This is a genomic window from Escherichia sp. WS547, from assembly GCF_046486065.1.
Taxonomy (GTDB): Bacteria; Pseudomonadota; Gammaproteobacteria; order Enterobacterales; family Enterobacteriaceae; genus Escherichia; species Escherichia coli.
Genome location: NZ_JBJQMA010000011.1, coordinates 1 through 17,849, shown reverse-complemented (window position 1 = coordinate 17,849; position 17,849 = coordinate 1). Strand labels below are relative to the sequence as shown.

The window sequence follows — 17,849 nt, the reverse complement described above, 5'->3', positions numbered from 1 at the left end:
ATCTGCTTTCCGAACTTATTAAAAAGTCTCCCGCTTCACGGAGGCTTTTGTTATTGTCCTTTGTGCTTCTCGTCAGTAAATCATCAGGGATGATGTGAAGATTAAATGTAAAACAATTGTTTTGCTATAACAATAAATTAACTGGGAGGTTTTATCATGATTTCTGCGGCGACACTTAATTCAGAACTCATTAATAAAATCGCGCAGGATTTTGCGCAGGCGACCAGCCTTGCGGTTGTCGTGGTCAATATTCACGGCGATGAAATTTCCGAGCTGTTTAACTTCACTCCATTTTGTCAGATGATGCGGCAACACCCTCAGCTAAGCACTCGATGTCGCATGAGCGATCGTTGTGGGGGCCTGGAAGCCTCTAAATCCGATCAGCCTTGTATTTATCGCTGTCATGCCGGATTAACCGATTTCTCTATTCCACTGGTAATCGCCGGGCATTTAGTTGGTTTTGTATTGTGCGGGCAAGTTCGTCTGCGTAATGATGATGTCGATTTGGTCGATATTCTGAATGTCGATGATTGCTGGCAGGCAGATCCCGAATTACTTAATGAATTCCGCAAAGTTCCTGAGATGGATTACTCAAGAGTTATGGCCTCTGCTGATTTGTTGAAGTTGATTGTGGAAAATTGCCTCAAAAAACAACTCAATTTTGTGGTTATTAAAGAGAACAAATCTCAGTCAGATTCGGTGCGCCAGACTCGTGCGCCTAATCCCCACGACAATAAAATGAAAAAAGCTTTACGCTATATTGATGCGCATTTATCAGACGATTTGCGTCTGGAAGATGTCGCCTCGCACGTTTATCTAAGCCCTTATTATTTCAGCAAGTTATTTAAGAAATACCATGGAATCGGTTTTAATGCGTGGGTAAACCAACAACGGATGGCCAGCGCTCGTGAGTTACTGTGCCATAGTGACTGGAGCATCGCCAGCATTGCGCGTAATTTAGGTTTTTCGCAAACCAGTTATTTTTGCAAAGTTTTCCGTCAGACTTATCAGGTTACGCCGCAGGTGTATCGACAGCAAGTGAGTGATAATGCGGCGATGGAAACGGTATAGAGTAAATGCCCCAAAAAAAGAGGACGGTTTAAATAAACTCTGCAATGAATAATTAACGTTATTTACCTGTTATGGGAAAAGTGAAATCAGCTCATAACATACGCTGACAGGTGTGGCACATTTGTGCCTGGGAAGAGGGTGAAAATCCCTCGCAGCCCCCGCTGCTGTAATGCTGACAAACCCGAAAATGCCACTGATCGCGAGATTGGGAAGGTCGGGAGAGGATGACGCTAAGCCAGAAGACCAGCCAGTCAGTCAATACCAACAACTTCGGTGGGAAGTGGGTTGCCCGGAAGCGTCCGGTAGAGTACCGGCGCGTCTTTATACCCCTACCACCCTGAAAGGATCAGGGTATGGCGGCATCATTTAGTTCTTTCATCGCAGTGCCGACAGGCACCAGGGCTGCACTTAAGGTGTGGCAATCTTGTTTCATGGCTCATCAACCAGACCGACATTACAGGAAACTAAGTGGAGGGCGAGAGGCATGAAAACGATAAAACCCGAATCGATAGCTCTTTTTTGCCTCTTATCTGGAGATGCGGACCTGGCGAAACATTTGGCTGAAATATTGCCAATAACTTGTTTTATCGGTGAGGACTGGCAGCAAGATTTCCAGCCTCTTGACGGTGGGCCTGTGCAATCGTTATCAGATGCGTATAGCGATTATTCAGTGCTGCTATTGATAGCAGCTGAAAGCGAGATATCCGTACCAGAATGGCTCCCTCATTCTGAGGGAACGACGGTAATTGTGATTGCAGAACACAATGCCCGTTTGCTGACTGGTCCGGCTGGTGGGGCTGTGGCATTGATCCATTATCTGAATGAAATCTGTCATTCCAGAGAAACCGCTGTCAATGACGCATTTTGTCGTACGTTAACACGAGGAAGTCTGGCTATTCCGCAATGCCATCTTCTTTCGTAATGGATTGAGAATGCTGGATTTTTAATTATATTACGCGCAGTATTAATCGCGTAAATGTTTTGCGGTCAGCAACGGTGGGGGATCCATTGTTCTGTTCAATGAATACCATCATACAATTGAATCAGGAGTCGGTATGATGATTTTGGTGACAGGTGGAGCACGGAGCGGGAAGAGTCGCCACGCAGAGGCGCTTATTGGGGACTCTTCACAGGTTCTGTATATCGCCACCTCGCAAATCCTTGATGATGAGATGGCTGCACGGATAGAACATCATCGGCAAGGCCGCCCGGCGCACTGGCGCACGGTGGAGCGCTGGCAACATCTTGATGAATTAATTCATGCAGACATTAACCCGCATGAAGCTGTGTTGCTGGAATGCGTTACAACAATGGTGACTAATCTGTTGTTTGATTATGGCGGCGATAAAGACCCTGATGAATGGGATTATCAGGCGATGGAACAGGCGATTAATGCTGAGATTCAGTCGTTGATTGCTGCCTGCCAACGTTGCCCCGCGAAGATTGTATTAGTGACTAACGAAGTGGGAATGGGGATTGTGCCGGAGAGTCGTCTGGCACGACATTTTCGTGATATTGCCGGGCGGGTAAATCAGCAGCTGGCCGCTGCGGCAAATGAAGTGTGGCTGGTGGTTTCGGGTATTGGAGTAAAAATCAAATGAGTAAATTATTTTGGGCGATGCTCTCTTTTATTACGCGTCTGCCTGTGCCGCGTCGCTGGTCCCAGGGACTGGATTTCGAGCATTATTCTCGCGGTATTATTACTTTTCCTTTAATTGGTTTATTGCTTGGCGCGATTAGCGGGCTGGTCTTCATGGCGTTGCAGGCATGGTTTGGCGTACCACTGGCGGCACTGTTTAGCGTGCTGGTGCTGGCGCTGATGACCGGGGGATTCCACCTGGACGGCCTCGCCGATACCTGTGATGGCGTATTTTCTGCACGTAGCCGCGATCGCATGTTGGAAATCATGCGTGATAGCCGTTTAGGCACCCACGGCGGTCTGGCATTGATTTTTGTTGTACTGGCAAAGATTCTGGTGTTAAGCGAGCTGGCTTTGCGTGGCGAACCGATCCTTGCATCGCTGGCGGCAGCATGCGCGGTCAGCCGCGGGACTGCCGCATTATTGATGTATCGTCATCGTTATGCCCGGGAAGAAGGACTTGGCAATGTGTTCATTGGCAAAATTGATGGGCGACAAACCTGCGTCACACTCGGCTTAGCCGCTATTTTTGCTGCCGTATTATTGCCGGGTATGCATGGTGTGGCTGCTATGGTGGTGACGATGGTGGCGATTTTCATCCTCGGTCAGCTTCTCAAACGTACGCTGGGCGGGCAAACCGGCGATACGCTGGGAGCAGCCATAGAGCTTGGTGAACTGGTCTTCCTGCTGACACTGCTATAAAGAGACGTGACATGCAAATACTTGCCGATTTACTGAATACGATCCCAGCCATCGATCCTACCGCTATGTCGCGTGCACAACGGCATATTGACGGGTTACTCAAACCTGTTGGTAGCCTGGGAAAGCTGGAGGCGCTTGCCATACAACTGGCGGGAATGCCGGGGTTGAATGGCATACCGCATGTGGGCAAAAAAGCGGTACTGGTTATGTGTGCCGATCACGGCGTCTGGGAGGAAGGGGTCGCTATTTCCCCAAAAGAAGTGACAGCCATTCAGGCTGAAAATATGACCCGCGGAACAACCGGCGTGTGTGTGCTGGCAGCACAAGCGGGCGCTAACGTCCACGTAATTGATGTTGGTATTGATACTGCTGAGCCTATCCCCGGGCTTATCAACATGCGTGTCGCACGAGGTAGCGGCAATATCGCTTCAGCTCCGGCAATGAGTCGCCGTCAGGCTGAAAAGTTGCTTTTGGACGTCATATGTTATACGCGGGAGCTGGCAAAAAACGGTGTCACGCTGTTTGGTGTAGGTGAACTGGGGATGGCAAACACGACACCGGCAGCGGCAATAGTCAGCACAATCACTGGCCGGGATCCTGAAGAAGTGGTTGGGATTGGCGCAAACCTGCCGACAGATAAACTGGCTAATAAAATTGATGTTGTGCGTCGGGCGATTACGTTGAATCAACCAAATCCTCAGGATGGTGTTGATGTCCTGGCAAAAGTGGGTGGATTTGATTTGGTCGGAATAGCTGGAGTGATGTTAGGTGCTGCTTCCTGCGGTTTACCCGTGTTGCTGGATGGATTTCTTTCTTATGCTGCTGCGCTCGCAGCCTGCCAGATGTCTCCTGCAATCAAACCGTATCTCATTCCTTCTCACCTGTCGGCAGAAAAAGGGGCGCGTATAGCGCTGTCGCATTTGGGGCTGGAGCCTTATCTCAATATGGAGATGCGTTTAGGTGAGGGGAGTGGCGCAGCTCTGGCGATGCCCATCATCGAAGCTGCTTGTGCGATATACAGCAACATGGGCGAACTTGCTGCCAGTAATATTGTTCTACCGGGGAATACGACTTCTGATTTGAACAGTTAAAAACGAAAAGTCTGATAAAAGCTATACTTAACCGATAGCTTTCACGACTTAGGAAAGGGACATGATGCGTCGTGTAAATATTTTTTGCTCATTTGCTCTACTTTTTGCCAGCCATAATAGCCTGGCGGTAACTTATCCATTACCTCCAGAGGGTAGCCGTTTAGTGGGACAATCGCTTACTGTAACTATTCCTGATCACAATACCCAGCCGCTGGAGACTTTTGCCGCACAATACGGGCAAGGGTTAAGTAACATGCTGGAAGCGAATCCGGGCGCTGATGTTTTCTTGCCGAAGTCAGGCTCGCAACTCACCATTCCGCAGCAACTGATTTTGCCCGCCACTGTTCGTAAAGGGATTGTGGTTAACGTCGCTGAGATGCGTCTTTATTACTACCCACCAGACAGTAATACTGTGGAGGTTTTTCCTATTGGTATCGGCCAGGCTGGGCGAGAAACCCCGCGTAACTGGGTGACTACCGTTGAACGTAAACAAGAAGCACCAACCTGGACGCCAACGCCGAACACCCGGCGCGAATATGCGAAACGAGGGGAGAGTTTGCCCGCATTTGTTCCTGCGGGGCCCGATAATCCCATGGGGCTGTACGCGATTTATATTGGCAGGTTGTATGCCATCCACGGTACCAATGCCAATTTTGGTATTGGGCTCCGGGTAAGTCAGGGCTGTATTCGTCTGCGCAATGACGATATCAAATATCTGTTTGATAATGTTCCTGTAGGTACTCGTGTGCAACTTATTGATCAGCCAGTGAAATACACAACGGAACCGGATGGTTCAAAGTGGCTGGAAGTTCATGAGCCGCTGTCGCGCAATCGTGCTGAATATGAGTCTGACCGAAAAGTGCCATTGCCGGTAACCCCATCTTTGCGGGCGTTTATCAACGGGCAAGAAGTTGATGTGAATCGCGCAAATGCTGCGTTGCAACGTCGATCGGGAATGCCTGTGCAAATTAGTTCTGGTTCAAGACAGATGTTTTAAGAGCGTTGGTAATTAGAAAGCAAAAAGCCTGCTTGAAAGCAGGCTTTTTTGAATTTGGCTCCTCTGACTGGACTCGAACCAGTGACATACGGATTAACAGTCCGCCGTTCTACCGACTGAACTACAGAGGAATCGTGTGAACGGGGCGCATATTAATGGCAGTACATGGTGATGTCAAAGGGTGAAATGCATTTTTTTGTTTGTTTGCTGTCAATTTCAACAAAGTGGTGAGCTTTCAATCTTATTGGGCAATGAACCATCGTGGTGCATACCCTCCTTTTATGGGGCAGGGGAACGCGACAGCTGATTAAAGGAGCCAATGACGAATCTATCATAATCTCTTATTTGACAGTTGGTTAGCTTGTACATCAACGCCAAAATAAAACTGGCAAGCATCTTGCAATCTGGTTGTAAGTAATGGCGGCACTTGGGCTGATTCTTAAAAACCGGAGGCAACATGAACTTCAGACGCCTGAAATACTTCGTAAAAATTGTAGATATTGGTAGCCTGACCCAGGCTGCTGAAGTATTGCATATCGCACAACCAGCGCTCAGTCAGCAGGTTGCCACACTGGAAGGTGAGTTAAATCAACAACTTTTGATTCGCACAAAACGGGGCGTTACGCCAACTGACGCCGGAAAAATTCTCTATACCCATGCGCGGGCCATTTTACGTCAGTGTGAGCAGGCCCAACTGGCGGTGCATAACGTTGGTCAGGCATTATCGGGGCAAGTCTCGATTGGCTTTGCGCCAGGAACCGCTGCGTCATCCATCACCATGCCCTTATTACAGGCGGTTCGCGCTGAATTCCCGGAGGTCGTTATCTATCTTCATGAAAATAGTGGTGCAGTGCTTAACGAAAAACTGATAAATCACCAACTCGATATGGCGGTGATTTATGAGCATTCCCCTGTGGCTGGTGTATCCAGTCAGGCTTTACTGAAAGAAGATCTTTTTCTGGTAGGAACTCAAGATTGCCCGGGGCAAAGCGTTGATGTTAATGCTATTGCGCAAATGAACCTCTTTCTCCCAAGTGATTACAGTGCTATTAGACTTCGTGTTGATGAGGCTTTTTCCCTACGGCGACTCACGGCAAAAGTCATTGGTGAAATTGAGTCTATTGCCACGCTTACCGCAGCGATTGCTAGCGGCATGGGCGTTGCAGTATTACCCGAATCGGCCGCGCGTTCGTTATGTGGCGCAGTAAACGGGTGGATGTCACGCATTACCACACCTTCCATGAGTCTCTCTTTGTCATTAAATTTACCCGCCAGAGCGAACTTATCACCACAGGCGCAAGCAGTGAAAGAGTTGTTAATGTCAGTGATGAGTTCTCCAGTGATGGAAAAAAGGCAGTGGCAATTGGTGAGCTAAGCGTTATATCGGGATGGAATAAGATGAGGGTTTTTATTATTTGTTATGCCGGGCATTAGACTTTAACAATAACGGGATATCTGAACTGCCCGGAGTTTACCGTGAATTTCCAACAACTAAAGATAATCCGCGAGGCTGCACGTCAGGATTACAACCTGACAGAGGTTGCGAATATGCTTTTCACCTCACAGTCCGGCGTCAGCCGTCATATTCGGGAATTGGAGGATGAACTTGGCATCGAAATATTTGTTCGACGAGGTAAGCGACTGCTGGGCATGACTGAACCGGGCAAAGCATTACTGGTCATTGCAGAACGCATTCTTAATGAAGCCAGTAATGTTCGTCGGCTTGCAGACCTGTTTACCAACGATACGTCTGGCGTTCTCACTATTGCAACGACGCATACTCAGGCACGTTATAGCTTGCCTGAGGTCATTAAAGCTTTTCGCGAACTTTTCCCGGAGGTTCGGCTGGAGCTAATCCAGGGTACACCACAGGAAATTGCGACGTTGTTGCAAAATGGCGAAGCTGATATTGGTATCGCCAGCGAGCGTTTGAGTAATGACCCGCAGCTCGTCGCCTTCCCGTGGTTTCGTTGGCACCATAGTTTGCTTGTTCCACTCGATCATCCCTTGACGCAAATTACACCGTTGACGCTGGAATCAATAGCGAAGTGGCCGTTAATTACTTACCGACAGGGGATTACGGGGCGCTCACGTATTGATGACGCATTTGTCCGCAAAGGTTTGCTGGCAGATATTGTATTAAGTGCGCAGGATTCTGATGTCATTAAAACCTATGTTGCTCTTGGGTTGGGGATCGGATTAGTTGCCGAACAATCCAGTGGTGAACAAGAGGAAAAGAATTTAATCCGTCTGGATACGCGGCATCTTTTCGATGCTAATACTGTCTGGTTGGGACTGAAGCGAGGGCAACTTCAACGTAACTATGTCTGGCGCTTTCTTGAACTTTGTAATGCAGGACTGTCAGTTGAGGATATCAAGCGCCAGGTGATGGAAAACAGTGAAGAGGAAATTGATTATCAGATATAGCAAAAAGCCCGCTATAAAAGCGGGCTTTTCAGAAATTTGGCTCCTCTGACTGGACTCGAACCAGTGACATACGGATTAACAGTCCGCCGTTCTACCGACTGAACTACAGAGGAATCGCTGTTGAGGCACATCTTAACGGCGAAAAATCTTTTGTCAAACCCGATTTTTAAATTTCCCAACTGTTTGCCGTTTCTATCAACAGTTTGTTGCATTTGCAGACAATTTGTTGGCGAAAATCTTTGCAGCTTTGCTGATTCTCCCTCATTATTTGAAATGTGGTTTCACTTTCTGCAATTTAGGTCGGCTTTGAATATCTCCTCTGCTTTACGCCAGGTTGTTCACGGCACTCGCTGGAACGCCAAACGCAAGAGTTACAAAGTGTTGTTCTGGCGCGAGATAACCCCGCTTGCTGTTCCTATCTTCATGGAGAACGCCTGTGTCCTGTTGATGGGGGTCCTGAGCACTTTTCTGGTCAGCTGGCTGGGAAAAGATGCGATGGCCGGCGTGGGATTGGCGGACAGCTTCAATATGGTCATTATGGCTTTTTTTGCAGCTATCGATCTTGGTACTACTGTCGTTGTGGCATTTAGTCTCGGTAAGCGGGATCGACGACGAGCGAGGGGGGCGACGCGCCAGTCATTGGTGATCATGACGTTGTTTGCCGTACTGTTGGCAACGCTTATTCATCATTTTGGCGAACAAATTATTGATTTCGTCGCGGGTGATGCCACGACAGAAGTTAAAGCACTGGCGTTGACTTATCTGGAGCTGACGGTACTCAGTTATCCAGCAGCTGCCATCACTTTGATTGGTAGCGGGGCACTTCGTGGTGCAGGGAATACGAAAATACCGCTACTGATTAACGGTAGCCTGAATATTCTTAATATTATTATTAGCGGCATATTGATTTACGGCCTTTTCTCCTGGCCGGGACTGGGATTTGTCGGGGCTGGGTTGGGGTTAACCATTTCTCGTTATATTGGCGCAGTGGCAATTTTGTGGGTGCTGGCGATTGGTTTTAATCCTGCGCTAAGGATTTCGTTAAAGAGCTATTTTAAACCGCTGAATTTTAGCATTATCTGGGAAGTCATGGGGATTGGTATTCCAGCGAGTGTCGAATCAGTATTATTTACCAGTGGTCGGTTATTAACCCAAATGTTCGTTGCCGGGATGGGGACCAGTGTTATTGCCGGGAATTTTATCGCGTTTTCAATTGCGGCTCTTATCAACTTACCCGGAAGTGCGCTCGGCTCTGCTTCTACGATCATTACAGGCCGAAGGTTGGGGGTAGGGCAGATAGCGCAAGCAGAGATTCAGTTGCGGCATGTGTTCTGGCTGTCCACTCTTGGATTAACGGCCATCGCCTGGCTAACGGCTCCCTTTGCCGGGGTTATGGCATCGTTTTACACCCAAGATCCACAGGTTAAACATGTCGTTGTGATTCTGATTTGGCTAAATGCTTTATTTATGCCTATTTGGTCTGCCTCATGGGTGCTACCCGCTGGATTTAAGGGTGCTCGCGATGCACGTTACGCCATGTGGGTTTCTATGTTGAGCATGTGGGGTTGCCGGGTTGTAGTCGGTTATGTGCTGGGAATCATGCTTGGCTGGGGTGTGGTTGGTGTCTGGATGGGAATGTTTGCCGACTGGGCTGTGCGGGCCGTGCTGTTTTACTGGCGAATGGTTACTGGACGTTGGCTATGGAAATACCCTCGACCCGAGCCGCAAAAGTGTGAAAAAAAGCCAGTTGTGTCGGAATAAACGACAAAATGCAGATTATTTCAGCAAACGATTTCAAATTTAAAAAACAGGCTTTGACATTGTGGATGGGCATCGCTAATATTCGCCTCGTTCTCACGATTCCTCTGTAGTTCAGTCGGTAGAACGGCGGACTGTTAATCCGTATGTCACTGGTTCGAGTCCAGTCAGAGGAGCCAAATTCAAGTTTTCATGCTTATCTGTACGTCTCTATTTGTTTACGATTCAGTAAGTTAGCGTGAAAATCCTTCCCGGTGCGTATCTGGTTTTCTCTCTGTATCGGGATAATTTGGTGGTCAGATCTGGGGTCAGTTTGGTTCGATTCTGGAGTGACCCCCAAATGTCTTTAAACGATTCTAAAATCCGCAAGTTAAAACCCTCTTCCCGTCCGGTAAAACTCTCCGACTCTCACGGTCTGTATCTGCTCGTCAATCCGGGCGGTTCACGCATCTGGTATCTCAAATATCGTTTCAGCGGAAAAGAATCCAGAGTCAGTCTTGGCGCATACCCGCTTGTCTCACTGGCAGAAGCCAGGCAACAGCGCGACGGTATCCGTAAGTTACTGGCGCAGAATATCAACCCGGCGCAGCAGCGCATGGCGGAGAAAGCGGCCTGCTCCCCTGAAAAGTGCTTTAAGGCAGTGGCGCTGGCCTGGCACAAAACCAACAAAAAATGGTCGGCTGATTATGCCGCCCGTATTCTCGCCAGTATGGAAAACCATATCTTCCCGGCGATTGGTCATCTGCCAGTTGCCACTCTTAAAACGCAGGATTTACTGCTTTGTTGCGGGTTATCGAGGATAAAGGCTTTCTGGAAGTCGCGTCCCGAACCCGGCAGCAACTCAGCAACATCATGCGCTATGCCGTTCAGCAGGGGCTTACCGAAAGCAATCCGGCGCAGCATCTGGATGGCGTTGTCGCCTCACCCGTAAAGAATCACTACCCCGCGTTACTGCTGGAGCGGTTGCCCGAACTGCTTGGCCGCATCGGTGACTATCAGCAGGGCCGGGAGTTAACACGGCTGGCGGTGGTGCTGACGTTGCACCTGTTTATCCGTTCCAGCGAACTGCGTTTCGCCCGCTGGCGCGAGATCGATTTCAGGCACAAAATCTGGACCATCCCCGCCACCCGCGAGGCAATCGACAAAGTACGGTTTTCGGGGCGTGGCGCAAAAATACGTACCCCGCATATCGTGCCGCTCTCCCGCCAGGCGATTGCCATTCTGAAACAGATACAGGAGCTTTCCGGCCATCTGGATCTGGTGTTTCCCGGTGATCATAATCCGTACAAGCCAATGAGTGAAAACACCACCAACCGGGCGCTACGCCTGATGGGGTATGATACGAAAACTGAAATCTGCGGGCATGGACTCAGGGCGATGGCCTGTAGCGCCCTGGTGGAGTCGGAGCTGTGGTCACGCGATACGGTGGAGCGGCAAATGAGCCACCAGGAGCGTAACAGCGTGCGGGCAGCCTATGTGCATAAAGCGGAGCATCTGGAGGCCAGAAAGGCCATGATGCAGTGGTGGTCGGATTATCTGGATGTGTGCCGCGAGGGGTATGTTGCGCCGTACATTTATGCCCGGCAGCATAAGGCAGCCTGAATCAGAAATAGCGGAAATCATTAAAAATGTAAAAGCAGATCCTGATTGACCGGGATCTGCTTATTGTATTGAGAAGTATTACCATTTTTCTGTTATTATCAATCGGAAAGTATCTAAAAATATTTGGCCCCAAATAATTTTGGTGAAAACCAATCAATAAACCATTTATCAATAGGTAAGTACCGGAAATTATTCCAGTAGAATATTTTCAGGCGATTGCCTATTAATAAATACATTATTGATAGATAAGTGCCTTCTGTGATTTGCCCGCAAATCACAGAAGATGAAAACCTATCAATGCGGGATATTTTCACGGAAATACCAATTAATACTCCAGAATATCTCCTGACCATATACTCTGAAACCTGTAAGAACTGCATCAGATATTGAGAGACCATATAGATATAAGTCTGAAATTATTTTGTTTCCAATGATTTCAGGCGAAAACCTATCAATGCATCTGTTTTCAATAGGCAGCCACCTTCCGTGATTAACATGTTAATCACGGAAGGTGAAAAGCTATCAATAATCGATATTTTCACGGAATTACCACTTAATACATCCCAAAAAATGCGCCATAAAATACCGGGCAATCTTTCCTGATACACATTATCACTGCACCAGCTATACAGAGACAAAATAATCTGCACCAGCCCCTGTAAATCGGTTATCTGTGCCAGTGTCCCGCCGCTCTACCTGTTCAGGGTTGTGCCAGTTTCTGGCCCTTTGGTTTTCGGCCCTTTCCGGTCAGGCGCTGTTACCCTTATTGCCCCTTAACCTTTATGACCCTTTCCCTTTCTGACGCAACCAGTTTATTTTGAAATGCTCCATGACAGTCTGCACCAGACTGTATTTTCACCACAGGATAACGATCACAAAGTGCAAAAAAATAACATGAAGCACCGAAGATTGTTAATCTATATGTAGCAGGTAATGATGTCAAAAACTGTCGCAGCATTTTTTATAAAATTATGAGACATTCTGTGGGCATATAATATATGTCACAAGATGCAGGAAAACAAAGAGAGAGTTTTCAGATATAATCCTGCGTTAGAATTAATGTGATGCCCCGGTGAATTTACATTTTAAAATTTCCCTGTCCCGTAATATCGGTAAAAACGATTGAAACACCAGCTATTAATCGGGAACGTCTCGAGTGATTACAGGGTAATCACTATAATATCCCGGCAAACTATATTGGTTAAGCAGGAGAATCTGATCAGTTGATATTTATTCGTCATGCTGTAACGATATTTTCACAATATAAACCCGTTCGCCCCCTGCGCCAGATCCGGTACAGAGGGTACGATAAATCGCTGTCGTTACGCAGTAACGTACTATTTTGCGACATTCATGAATTCAGTCATTCCTCCCTCCAGCGGTAGCCGTACACCTGTTTCACCCAGCGACCGCGACCGTCGCCATGACCCAGATCCGTCGCCGTCAGCGCCAGTGACTCCTTTTCGCTGAATCCCTGCGCCAGTATCCAGGACTGTCGTATAACGGGGACGCCCGCCTTTGGTGCCAAATACCACTTTTAGCCGGGTTTCACCGCGGGAAATGGCTTTCAGCCACGTTTTCAGCGACTGTGAACTCTGTACCGCCTCCTGCGAACGCAGCCCCATCAGCCGCGCAATCTCCAGCGCTGCTGCCAGCCCTGCGTCCTGAGTACGGGCTTTCTCCATCACCTGCCTGCGTCCAGCCTGTCTCAGCACGGCCCGCAACGCTGCCATTTCGTTTTGCAACGTTCGTAAACCAATATCCAGCTCCAGCCGTTCCTCAATGTAGCATTCGATATGGCGAACCTTGATCTGCTCCACCCGCTGGATCTGGATATTCAGCGCCCGTAAATGTTCACTGAACCGTTTTGTAATATGGATACGGTCATTCACCGTTTTGAAGCTGCCGCCCGCTTTCTTCGCCAGCGCCTTCATTTCACTGCTTAATTTACTCATGAATCCCCCTGCAACAAAAACAAACAGTCTCCGGCGTGTGCTTTTTGGCTGCGCCAGAACGATACCTTTACGCCGGAGTGGTAGTTTGTTGAGGTTTAGGGAGTTTCAGGCTGTACGCAGTACAGACTGCCTGCGAAGCAGGAGTGTCTCCGGGGCTTCTTGCCCCCCTCGGTATCGATCTTTTTCTCCTTTACTCTTAGCTGACAGCGGCCCCAAAGGGCATGTCAGACGGCGGAAATATGGCGCAGGCCAGAACTGGCGCGGCTTGTGGCGGTGAGTTGTGCGGCGTCACTTTGCTTTTTCGCTGGCGCGACCAAAGTGACGCCTCGTCTGGTGCAGGGGGTAAACGTTACGTTTCTGGTGCAGGGTGACGGTCACGCGGCAGCAAAGCCTGACGGCAATGCAGGCCGCAGCCCGTCAATGTAAGGCGCTGGTTGTCAGCAGAAGATAAAACCCGGCAAAGCCAGAGTGTCAGCCCGTAAAGCCGGGTATCTGGTGCAGTGATGGTGTATATGTACGTCAGTCTCAGATGCAGGTATTTTTGCATCCCCGGCGTTTTCAGAGATCAACGCCGGTAAAGGATGCCATGCTGGCGAAGCCAGGCGCTTCTTTCAGACGTGAAGCGACAAAGGGACTGCCCGGAGGCAGTTTGTTGCAGGCGGGAGACTGCGCCATTATTTCTGGTGCAGGAAGGAAAAACTGTTTCCGGGTTTAAAAGATTGTTTGCTTACCTGGTGACGGAAAAACTGCCGCGCTTCGCTTGTCTTCTCCCGGCGCGCTGCCAGCAAAAGCAGGCAGCGCGCCGGGAGAGTCTGGTTTTACTGTAACAATGCGCCTGACGGTTCAGCCATCAGGATCGGCGTTTTTGCATGAGTCTTCCGGTACGGTTGCCCCGATCATCGATGTATCTGGACGGTCAGATAATTTCCGGTGATGTTTCCAGCGCATCCGCAATCAGTTTTTCGCCGCGCGGCCTGGAGCGGGTCAGCGCATTTGCCAGCGTGGAAGACGCCAGCCCGGCCCTGCGGGAAACCTCAGCCAGCGATGTTCCCTTTTTTCTCAGGCCCGCGATAATATCGGCGGGGTGCCAGTCGGGTTGCATCATGCTGGCCTCCCGTCGATAACCTGTATGCCGTCAGCAGTACATATCCAGCGTGGGGCGTTCAGATTGGCGGCAAAATACCAGACCAGTTCGCACAGCAGCCCGGTCAGCGTGGTTTCGGTTTCCGGCAGCAGCACGTGGCCGTTCAGTATCTGCGTCAGCGCCAGGCAGTAATCGCAGAGTGATCCTGCATCAGGCTCAAAACCGGGTGAAACATCGGGAAGATCATTCGTAATAAACCCGTCAATCAGATGTGGTGGGATCGGCTCGTTCAGCGTGGGCCGCAACAGTGCAAGACAGGTATTAAGCCTGCCACAGAGCGCCGTTTTCAGCGCCGGATCGCAGCACTCGATGAGCGTTGTGGCAACGCGATCGCAGTACTCCGCCAGATCGGTGAAATCGGTAGCGGCACTAAAGGGAACAGCAAGTAAATTGCATTCAGAGGTGAGAGTAGTCGCCATAAGGCCGTCTACAGTGAGTGATAAATATTCCAGCCACTGGAGAGGCTAATCTCACGGGTGGTGGAACCGGACGGGGTTAGCCTTACCAGCCTCACTGACACTGGCGCGTCTTTCGACGCCCCCGCCCGATCCCGCCATTGAGATGAGACCGTGCGCGACACACAAATATTGTATCGTCAGTGAGGATCTTCAGGAGGCTAATCCCGACGCCTGATTTTGCAGGCGCGGCGCAACAATACAATGTTCGGTAATTTTCAGCAAGAGGTTTAGCGGAAGCAGACGCACAGGAAAATACAATCACGCGATAAATATTAAATACAATTATATTTATATAAAATATATATTGAGCAATATGCAGACACTTTCCAGTAAATATCCTGTCAGTTAATTCGTCCCGTTGATATCAGTCAAAAAAATAAATGTAAAAAGAGCGTATTTCGTTTCATACAGTAACGTTATTTATCATTTTGTCCGGTGTCGCCAGCATCAGGCCAGATGAACCATAAAAAAGGATATCAGCGATGAGCGGAAAACCGGCAGCACGTCAGGGCGATGCCACAATGAAAGGTGGCCCGATAGTCCAGGGGTCGGCAGGCGTGAGGATTGGCGCGCCAACCGGCGTGGCCTGTTCAGTGTGCCCCGGCGGATTCACTTCCGGTAACCCGGTGAATCCGCTGCTCGGTGCAAAAGTACAGCCCGGCGAAACCGATTTCGCGCTGCCCGGCCCGTTACCGTTCGTGCTCTCCCGCACCTACAGCAGCTACCGGACGAAAACCCCTGCGCCCGTCGGTATCTTCGGTCCTGGCTGGAAAGCACCCTTTGATATCCGCTTACAGATACGCGATAACGAACTGATACTCAATGATAACGGTGGCAGAAGCATTCATTTTGAGCACCTGTTTCCCGGTGAGGATGGCTTCAGCCGCAGCGAATTATTCTGGCTGGTGCGCGGCGGCGTGGCGAAACTGAATGAAAGTCACCGTCTTGCCCCACTCTGGCAGGCTCTGCCGGAAGAACTCCGCATGAGTCCGCATATTTATCTGGCGACGAACAGTCCGCAGGGGCCGTGGTGGATACTCGGCTGGAGTGAGCGGGTACCGGGTGTGGATGAGGTGCTGCCTGCGCCATTGCCGCCGTACCGGGTGCTGACCGGCCTGGTGGACCGCTTCGGGCGTACCCTGACCTTCCGGCGTGAGGCAGTTGGCGAATTTACCGGGGAAATCACCGGCGTGACCGATGGCGCAGGCCGTCAGTTCCGCCTGGTGCTGACCACGCAGGCGCAGCGGGCGGAAGAGGCCCAGCAGCAGGCGGTTGCAGCCGGAGCAAAACGACCAGATATCCCGGTTTCATTGCCGGACTATACAGAATATGGCCGGGATAACGGCATCCGCCTGTCAGCGGTGTGGCTGACGCATGACCCGGAATACCCGGAGAATTTACCTGCCGCGCCACTGGTGCGCTACGACTGGACGCCACGCGGTGAACTGGCGGCGGTGTATGACCGCAGCGGTACGCAGATGCGCCACTTTACTTACGATGATAAATACCGGGGCCGGATGGTGGCGCACCGTTACGCAGGCAGGCCGGAGATGCGTTACCGCTACGACGACATCGGGCGCGTGACGGAACAACGTAATCCGGCGGGTTTAAGCTACACCTATCAGTATGAGAAAAACCGCATCAGCATCACCGACAGCCTGAACCGGTGCGAGGTGCTGCATACAGAAGGCGAAGCCGGGCTGAAACGGGTGGTGAAAAAAGAGCACGCTGACGACAGCGTCACACAGAGTCAGTTCGATTCCATTGGCCGCCTTCAGTCACAGACGGATGCGGCAGGCCGGACGACAGAATACAGTCCGAATGTGGTGACGGGTCTCGTCACACGCATCACCACGCCGGACGGCAGGAAATCGGAATTTTACTATAACAACCAGAACCAGTTAACCTCAGCATCCGGGCCTGACGGACTGGAAATGCGCAGGAAATATGATGAGTACGGGCGTCTGACGCAGGAAACCGCTCGCAACGGCGATATCACCCGCTACAGTTATGATAATCCGCACAGTGAATTACCCTCTGCAACTGAAGATGCGACGGGTAGCCGCAAGCAGATGACGTGGAGCCGTTACGGGCAGTTACTGACTTTCACCGACTGCTCAGGCTACCAGACCCGTTATGAATACGACCGCTTTGGTCAGATGACGGCGGTCCACCGTGAGGAAGGTGTCAGTCTTTACCGCAGCTATGACAGCCGTGGTCAGTTAATCTCGGTGAAAGATACGCAGGGCCGTGAAACGCAGTATGAGTACAACGGTGCAGGCGACCTGACCGCCATTATCACGCCAGACGACAACAGAAGCGAGACACAGTACGATGCGTGGGGAAAGGCCGTCAGTACCACGCAGGGCGGGCTGACGCGCAGCATGGAATACGACGTTGCCGGACGTGTCATCAGCCTGACCAACGAGAACGGCTGTCACAGCGACTTCAGTTACGATGTGCTCGACCGCCTGATACAGCAGAGCGGCTTTGACGGGCGGACGCAACGTTACCGTTACGACCTGACCGGGAAACTCACGCAGAACGAGGATGAGGGGCTTGTCACCCTCTGGCACTACGACGAATCGGACCGTATCACACACCGCACGGTGAACGGCGAACCGGCAGAGCAGTGGCGGTATAATGACCACGGCTGGCTGAAAGAAATCAGCCACCTGAGCGAAGGTCACCGGGTGGCGGTGCATTACGGCTATAACCGTAAGGGACGTCTCACCGGCGAGCGCCAGACGGTGCATAACCCGGAGACGGGGGAACTGCTCTGGCTGCATGAGACAAAACACGCCTACAACGAACAGGGTCTGGCAAACCGCGTCACGCCGGACTGCCTGCCTGCTGTGGAGTGGCTGACCTACGGCAGCGGTTACCTGGCGGGGATGAAGCTGGGCGACACGCCGCTGCTGGAGTACGCGCGCGACCGCCTGCACAGAGAAACGGTGCGCAGCTTTGGCAGCATGGCAGGCAGTAATGCCGCATACGAACTGACC

The 17,849-nt window shown here is 50.5% G+C and carries 13 protein-coding genes, 3 tRNA genes, 2 pseudogenes and 1 riboswitch; of the genes and pseudogenes, 13 read left to right on the top strand and 5 right to left on the bottom strand.

Annotation, left to right across the window (positions count from 1 at the left end; translation table 11 throughout):
• Positions 1 to 156: 156 nt before the first annotated feature.
• The 6 genes from pocR to ldtA all read left to right on the top strand — a co-directional run bounded on the left by pocR (position 157) and on the right by ldtA (position 5,500).
• Entirely contained in the window at positions 157 to 1,071 is a 915-nt protein-coding gene (gene pocR / locus ACJHWK_RS11860) for a transcriptional regulator PocR (RefSeq protein WP_032352495.1), read from the top strand.
• Between the two features lie 91 nt (positions 1,072 to 1,162).
• Positions 1,163 to 1,338: riboswitch (cobalamin riboswitch) on the top strand.
• 217 nt (positions 1,339 to 1,555) lie between these two features.
• Positions 1,556 to 1,993, top strand: coding sequence for a cobalamin biosynthesis protein (locus ACJHWK_RS11855; RefSeq protein ID WP_170886303.1), 438 nt, complete (start codon positions 1,556 to 1,558; stop codon positions 1,991 to 1,993).
• Positions 1,994 to 2,126: 133 nt separating this feature from the next.
• The gene (gene cobU, locus ACJHWK_RS11850; RefSeq protein ID WP_001602806.1) at positions 2,127 to 2,672 is read left to right on the top strand and encodes a bifunctional adenosylcobinamide kinase/adenosylcobinamide-phosphate guanylyltransferase; all 546 of its coding nucleotides are present in this window, start codon (positions 2,127 to 2,129) and stop codon (positions 2,670 to 2,672) included.
• On the top strand, positions 2,669 to 3,412 hold the full coding sequence (gene cobS, locus ACJHWK_RS11845) for an adenosylcobinamide-GDP ribazoletransferase (protein WP_170886302.1): 744 nt from the start codon (positions 2,669 to 2,671) through the stop codon (positions 3,410 to 3,412). The genes cobU and cobS overlap by 4 nt, the downstream gene beginning before the upstream one ends.
• An 11-nt stretch (positions 3,413 to 3,423) precedes the next feature.
• Positions 3,424 to 4,503, top strand: coding sequence for a nicotinate-nucleotide--dimethylbenzimidazole phosphoribosyltransferase (gene cobT, locus ACJHWK_RS11840; RefSeq protein WP_170886301.1), 1,080 nt, complete (start codon positions 3,424 to 3,426; stop codon positions 4,501 to 4,503).
• A 61-nt stretch (positions 4,504 to 4,564) separates the two neighbouring features.
• Complete coding sequence (gene ldtA, locus ACJHWK_RS11835; protein ID WP_170886300.1) at positions 4,565 to 5,500, top strand: L,D-transpeptidase; 936 nt, start codon at positions 4,565 to 4,567, stop codon at positions 5,498 to 5,500.
• Between the two features lie 55 nt (positions 5,501 to 5,555).
• Here ldtA and ACJHWK_RS11830 read toward each other — a convergent pair.
• Positions 5,556 to 5,631: transfer RNA gene (locus tag ACJHWK_RS11830), tRNA-Asn, on the bottom strand.
• 326 nt (positions 5,632 to 5,957) lie between these two features.
• Here ACJHWK_RS11830 and nac point away from each other — a divergent pair.
• Both nac and cbl read left to right on the top strand, forming a co-directional pair.
• Entirely contained in the window at positions 5,958 to 6,875 is a 918-nt protein-coding gene (nac, locus tag ACJHWK_RS11825; RefSeq protein WP_001011472.1) for a nitrogen assimilation transcriptional regulator NAC, read from the top strand.
• A gap of 101 nt (positions 6,876 to 6,976) precedes the next feature.
• Complete coding sequence (gene cbl, locus ACJHWK_RS11820) at positions 6,977 to 7,927, top strand: HTH-type transcriptional regulator Cbl (RefSeq protein WP_001011029.1); 951 nt, start codon at positions 6,977 to 6,979, stop codon at positions 7,925 to 7,927.
• Between the two features lie 37 nt (positions 7,928 to 7,964).
• Here cbl and ACJHWK_RS11815 read toward each other — a convergent pair.
• Positions 7,965 to 8,040: transfer RNA gene (locus tag ACJHWK_RS11815), tRNA-Asn, on the bottom strand.
• A 160-nt stretch (positions 8,041 to 8,200) separates the two neighbouring features.
• Here ACJHWK_RS11815 and yeeO point away from each other — a divergent pair.
• From yeeO to ACJHWK_RS11800, 3 genes and pseudogenes are all read left to right on the top strand, one after another.
• Positions 8,201 to 9,688 (top strand): toxic metabolite efflux MATE transporter YeeO, encoded by a 1,488-nt coding sequence (yeeO, locus tag ACJHWK_RS11810; protein ID WP_284730203.1) that lies wholly within the window; start codon positions 8,201 to 8,203, stop codon positions 9,686 to 9,688.
• Positions 9,689 to 9,788: 100 nt separating this feature from the next.
• Positions 9,789 to 9,864: transfer RNA gene (locus ACJHWK_RS11805), tRNA-Asn, on the top strand.
• Positions 9,865 to 10,025: 161 nt separating this feature from the next.
• Positions 10,026 to 11,287 (top strand): annotated as a pseudogene (locus ACJHWK_RS11800) (tyrosine-type recombinase/integrase).
• Positions 11,288 to 12,650: 1,363 nt separating this feature from the next.
• On the opposite strand, the pseudogene ACJHWK_RS11795 reads toward ACJHWK_RS11800, so the two are convergent.
• A pseudogene (locus ACJHWK_RS11795) lies at positions 12,651 to 13,242 on the bottom strand (phage integrase N-terminal domain-containing protein).
• A gap of 267 nt (positions 13,243 to 13,509) precedes the next feature.
• Between ACJHWK_RS11795 and ACJHWK_RS11790 the strand changes: the two are divergent.
• A complete protein-coding gene (locus ACJHWK_RS11790) occupies positions 13,510 to 13,668 on the top strand; it encodes a hypothetical protein (protein WP_000301065.1) in 159 nt (52 codons plus the stop codon).
• 490 nt (positions 13,669 to 14,158) lie between these two features.
• On the opposite strand, the gene ACJHWK_RS11785 is transcribed toward ACJHWK_RS11790, so the two are convergent.
• Positions 14,159 to 14,347, bottom strand: coding sequence for a helix-turn-helix domain-containing protein (locus ACJHWK_RS11785; protein WP_001578542.1), 189 nt, complete (start codon positions 14,345 to 14,347; stop codon positions 14,159 to 14,161).
• Positions 14,344 to 14,805, bottom strand: a complete 462-nt coding sequence (locus tag ACJHWK_RS11780; RefSeq protein ID WP_001578541.1) for a hypothetical protein — start codon at positions 14,803 to 14,805, stop codon at positions 14,344 to 14,346. Before ACJHWK_RS11780 ends, ACJHWK_RS11785 begins: the two co-directional genes overlap by 4 nt.
• A gap of 521 nt (positions 14,806 to 15,326) precedes the next feature.
• Here ACJHWK_RS11780 and ACJHWK_RS11775 point away from each other — a divergent pair.
• A partial coding sequence (locus ACJHWK_RS11775) for a DUF6531 domain-containing protein (protein ID WP_410234846.1) occupies positions 15,327 to 17,849 on the top strand: 2,523 nt, incomplete at its 3' end.

Bases quoted from the DNA above. Each gene is read 5' to 3' on its own strand.
- pocR (WP_032352495.1), top strand. From the start codon at position 157: ATGATTTCTGCGGCGACACTTAATTCAGAACTCATTAATAAAATCGCG.
- ACJHWK_RS11855 (WP_170886303.1), top strand. From the start codon at position 1,556: ATGAAAACGATAAAACCCGAATCGATAGCTCTTTTTTGCCTCTTATCT.
- cobU (WP_001602806.1), top strand. From the start codon at position 2,127: ATGATGATTTTGGTGACAGGTGGAGCACGGAGCGGGAAGAGTCGCCAC.
- cobS (WP_170886302.1), top strand. From the start codon at position 2,669: ATGAGTAAATTATTTTGGGCGATGCTCTCTTTTATTACGCGTCTGCCT.
- cobT (WP_170886301.1), top strand. From the start codon at position 3,424: ATGCAAATACTTGCCGATTTACTGAATACGATCCCAGCCATCGATCCT.
- ldtA (WP_170886300.1), top strand. From the start codon at position 4,565: ATGATGCGTCGTGTAAATATTTTTTGCTCATTTGCTCTACTTTTTGCC.
- nac (WP_001011472.1), top strand. From the start codon at position 5,958: ATGAACTTCAGACGCCTGAAATACTTCGTAAAAATTGTAGATATTGGT.
- yeeO (WP_284730203.1), top strand. From the start codon at position 8,201: ATGTGGTTTCACTTTCTGCAATTTAGGTCGGCTTTGAATATCTCCTCT.
- ACJHWK_RS11785 (WP_001578542.1), bottom strand. From the start codon at position 14,347: ATGATGCAACCCGACTGGCACCCCGCCGATATTATCGCGGGCCTGAGA.
- ACJHWK_RS11780 (WP_001578541.1), bottom strand. From the start codon at position 14,805: ATGGCGACTACTCTCACCTCTGAATGCAATTTACTTGCTGTTCCCTTT.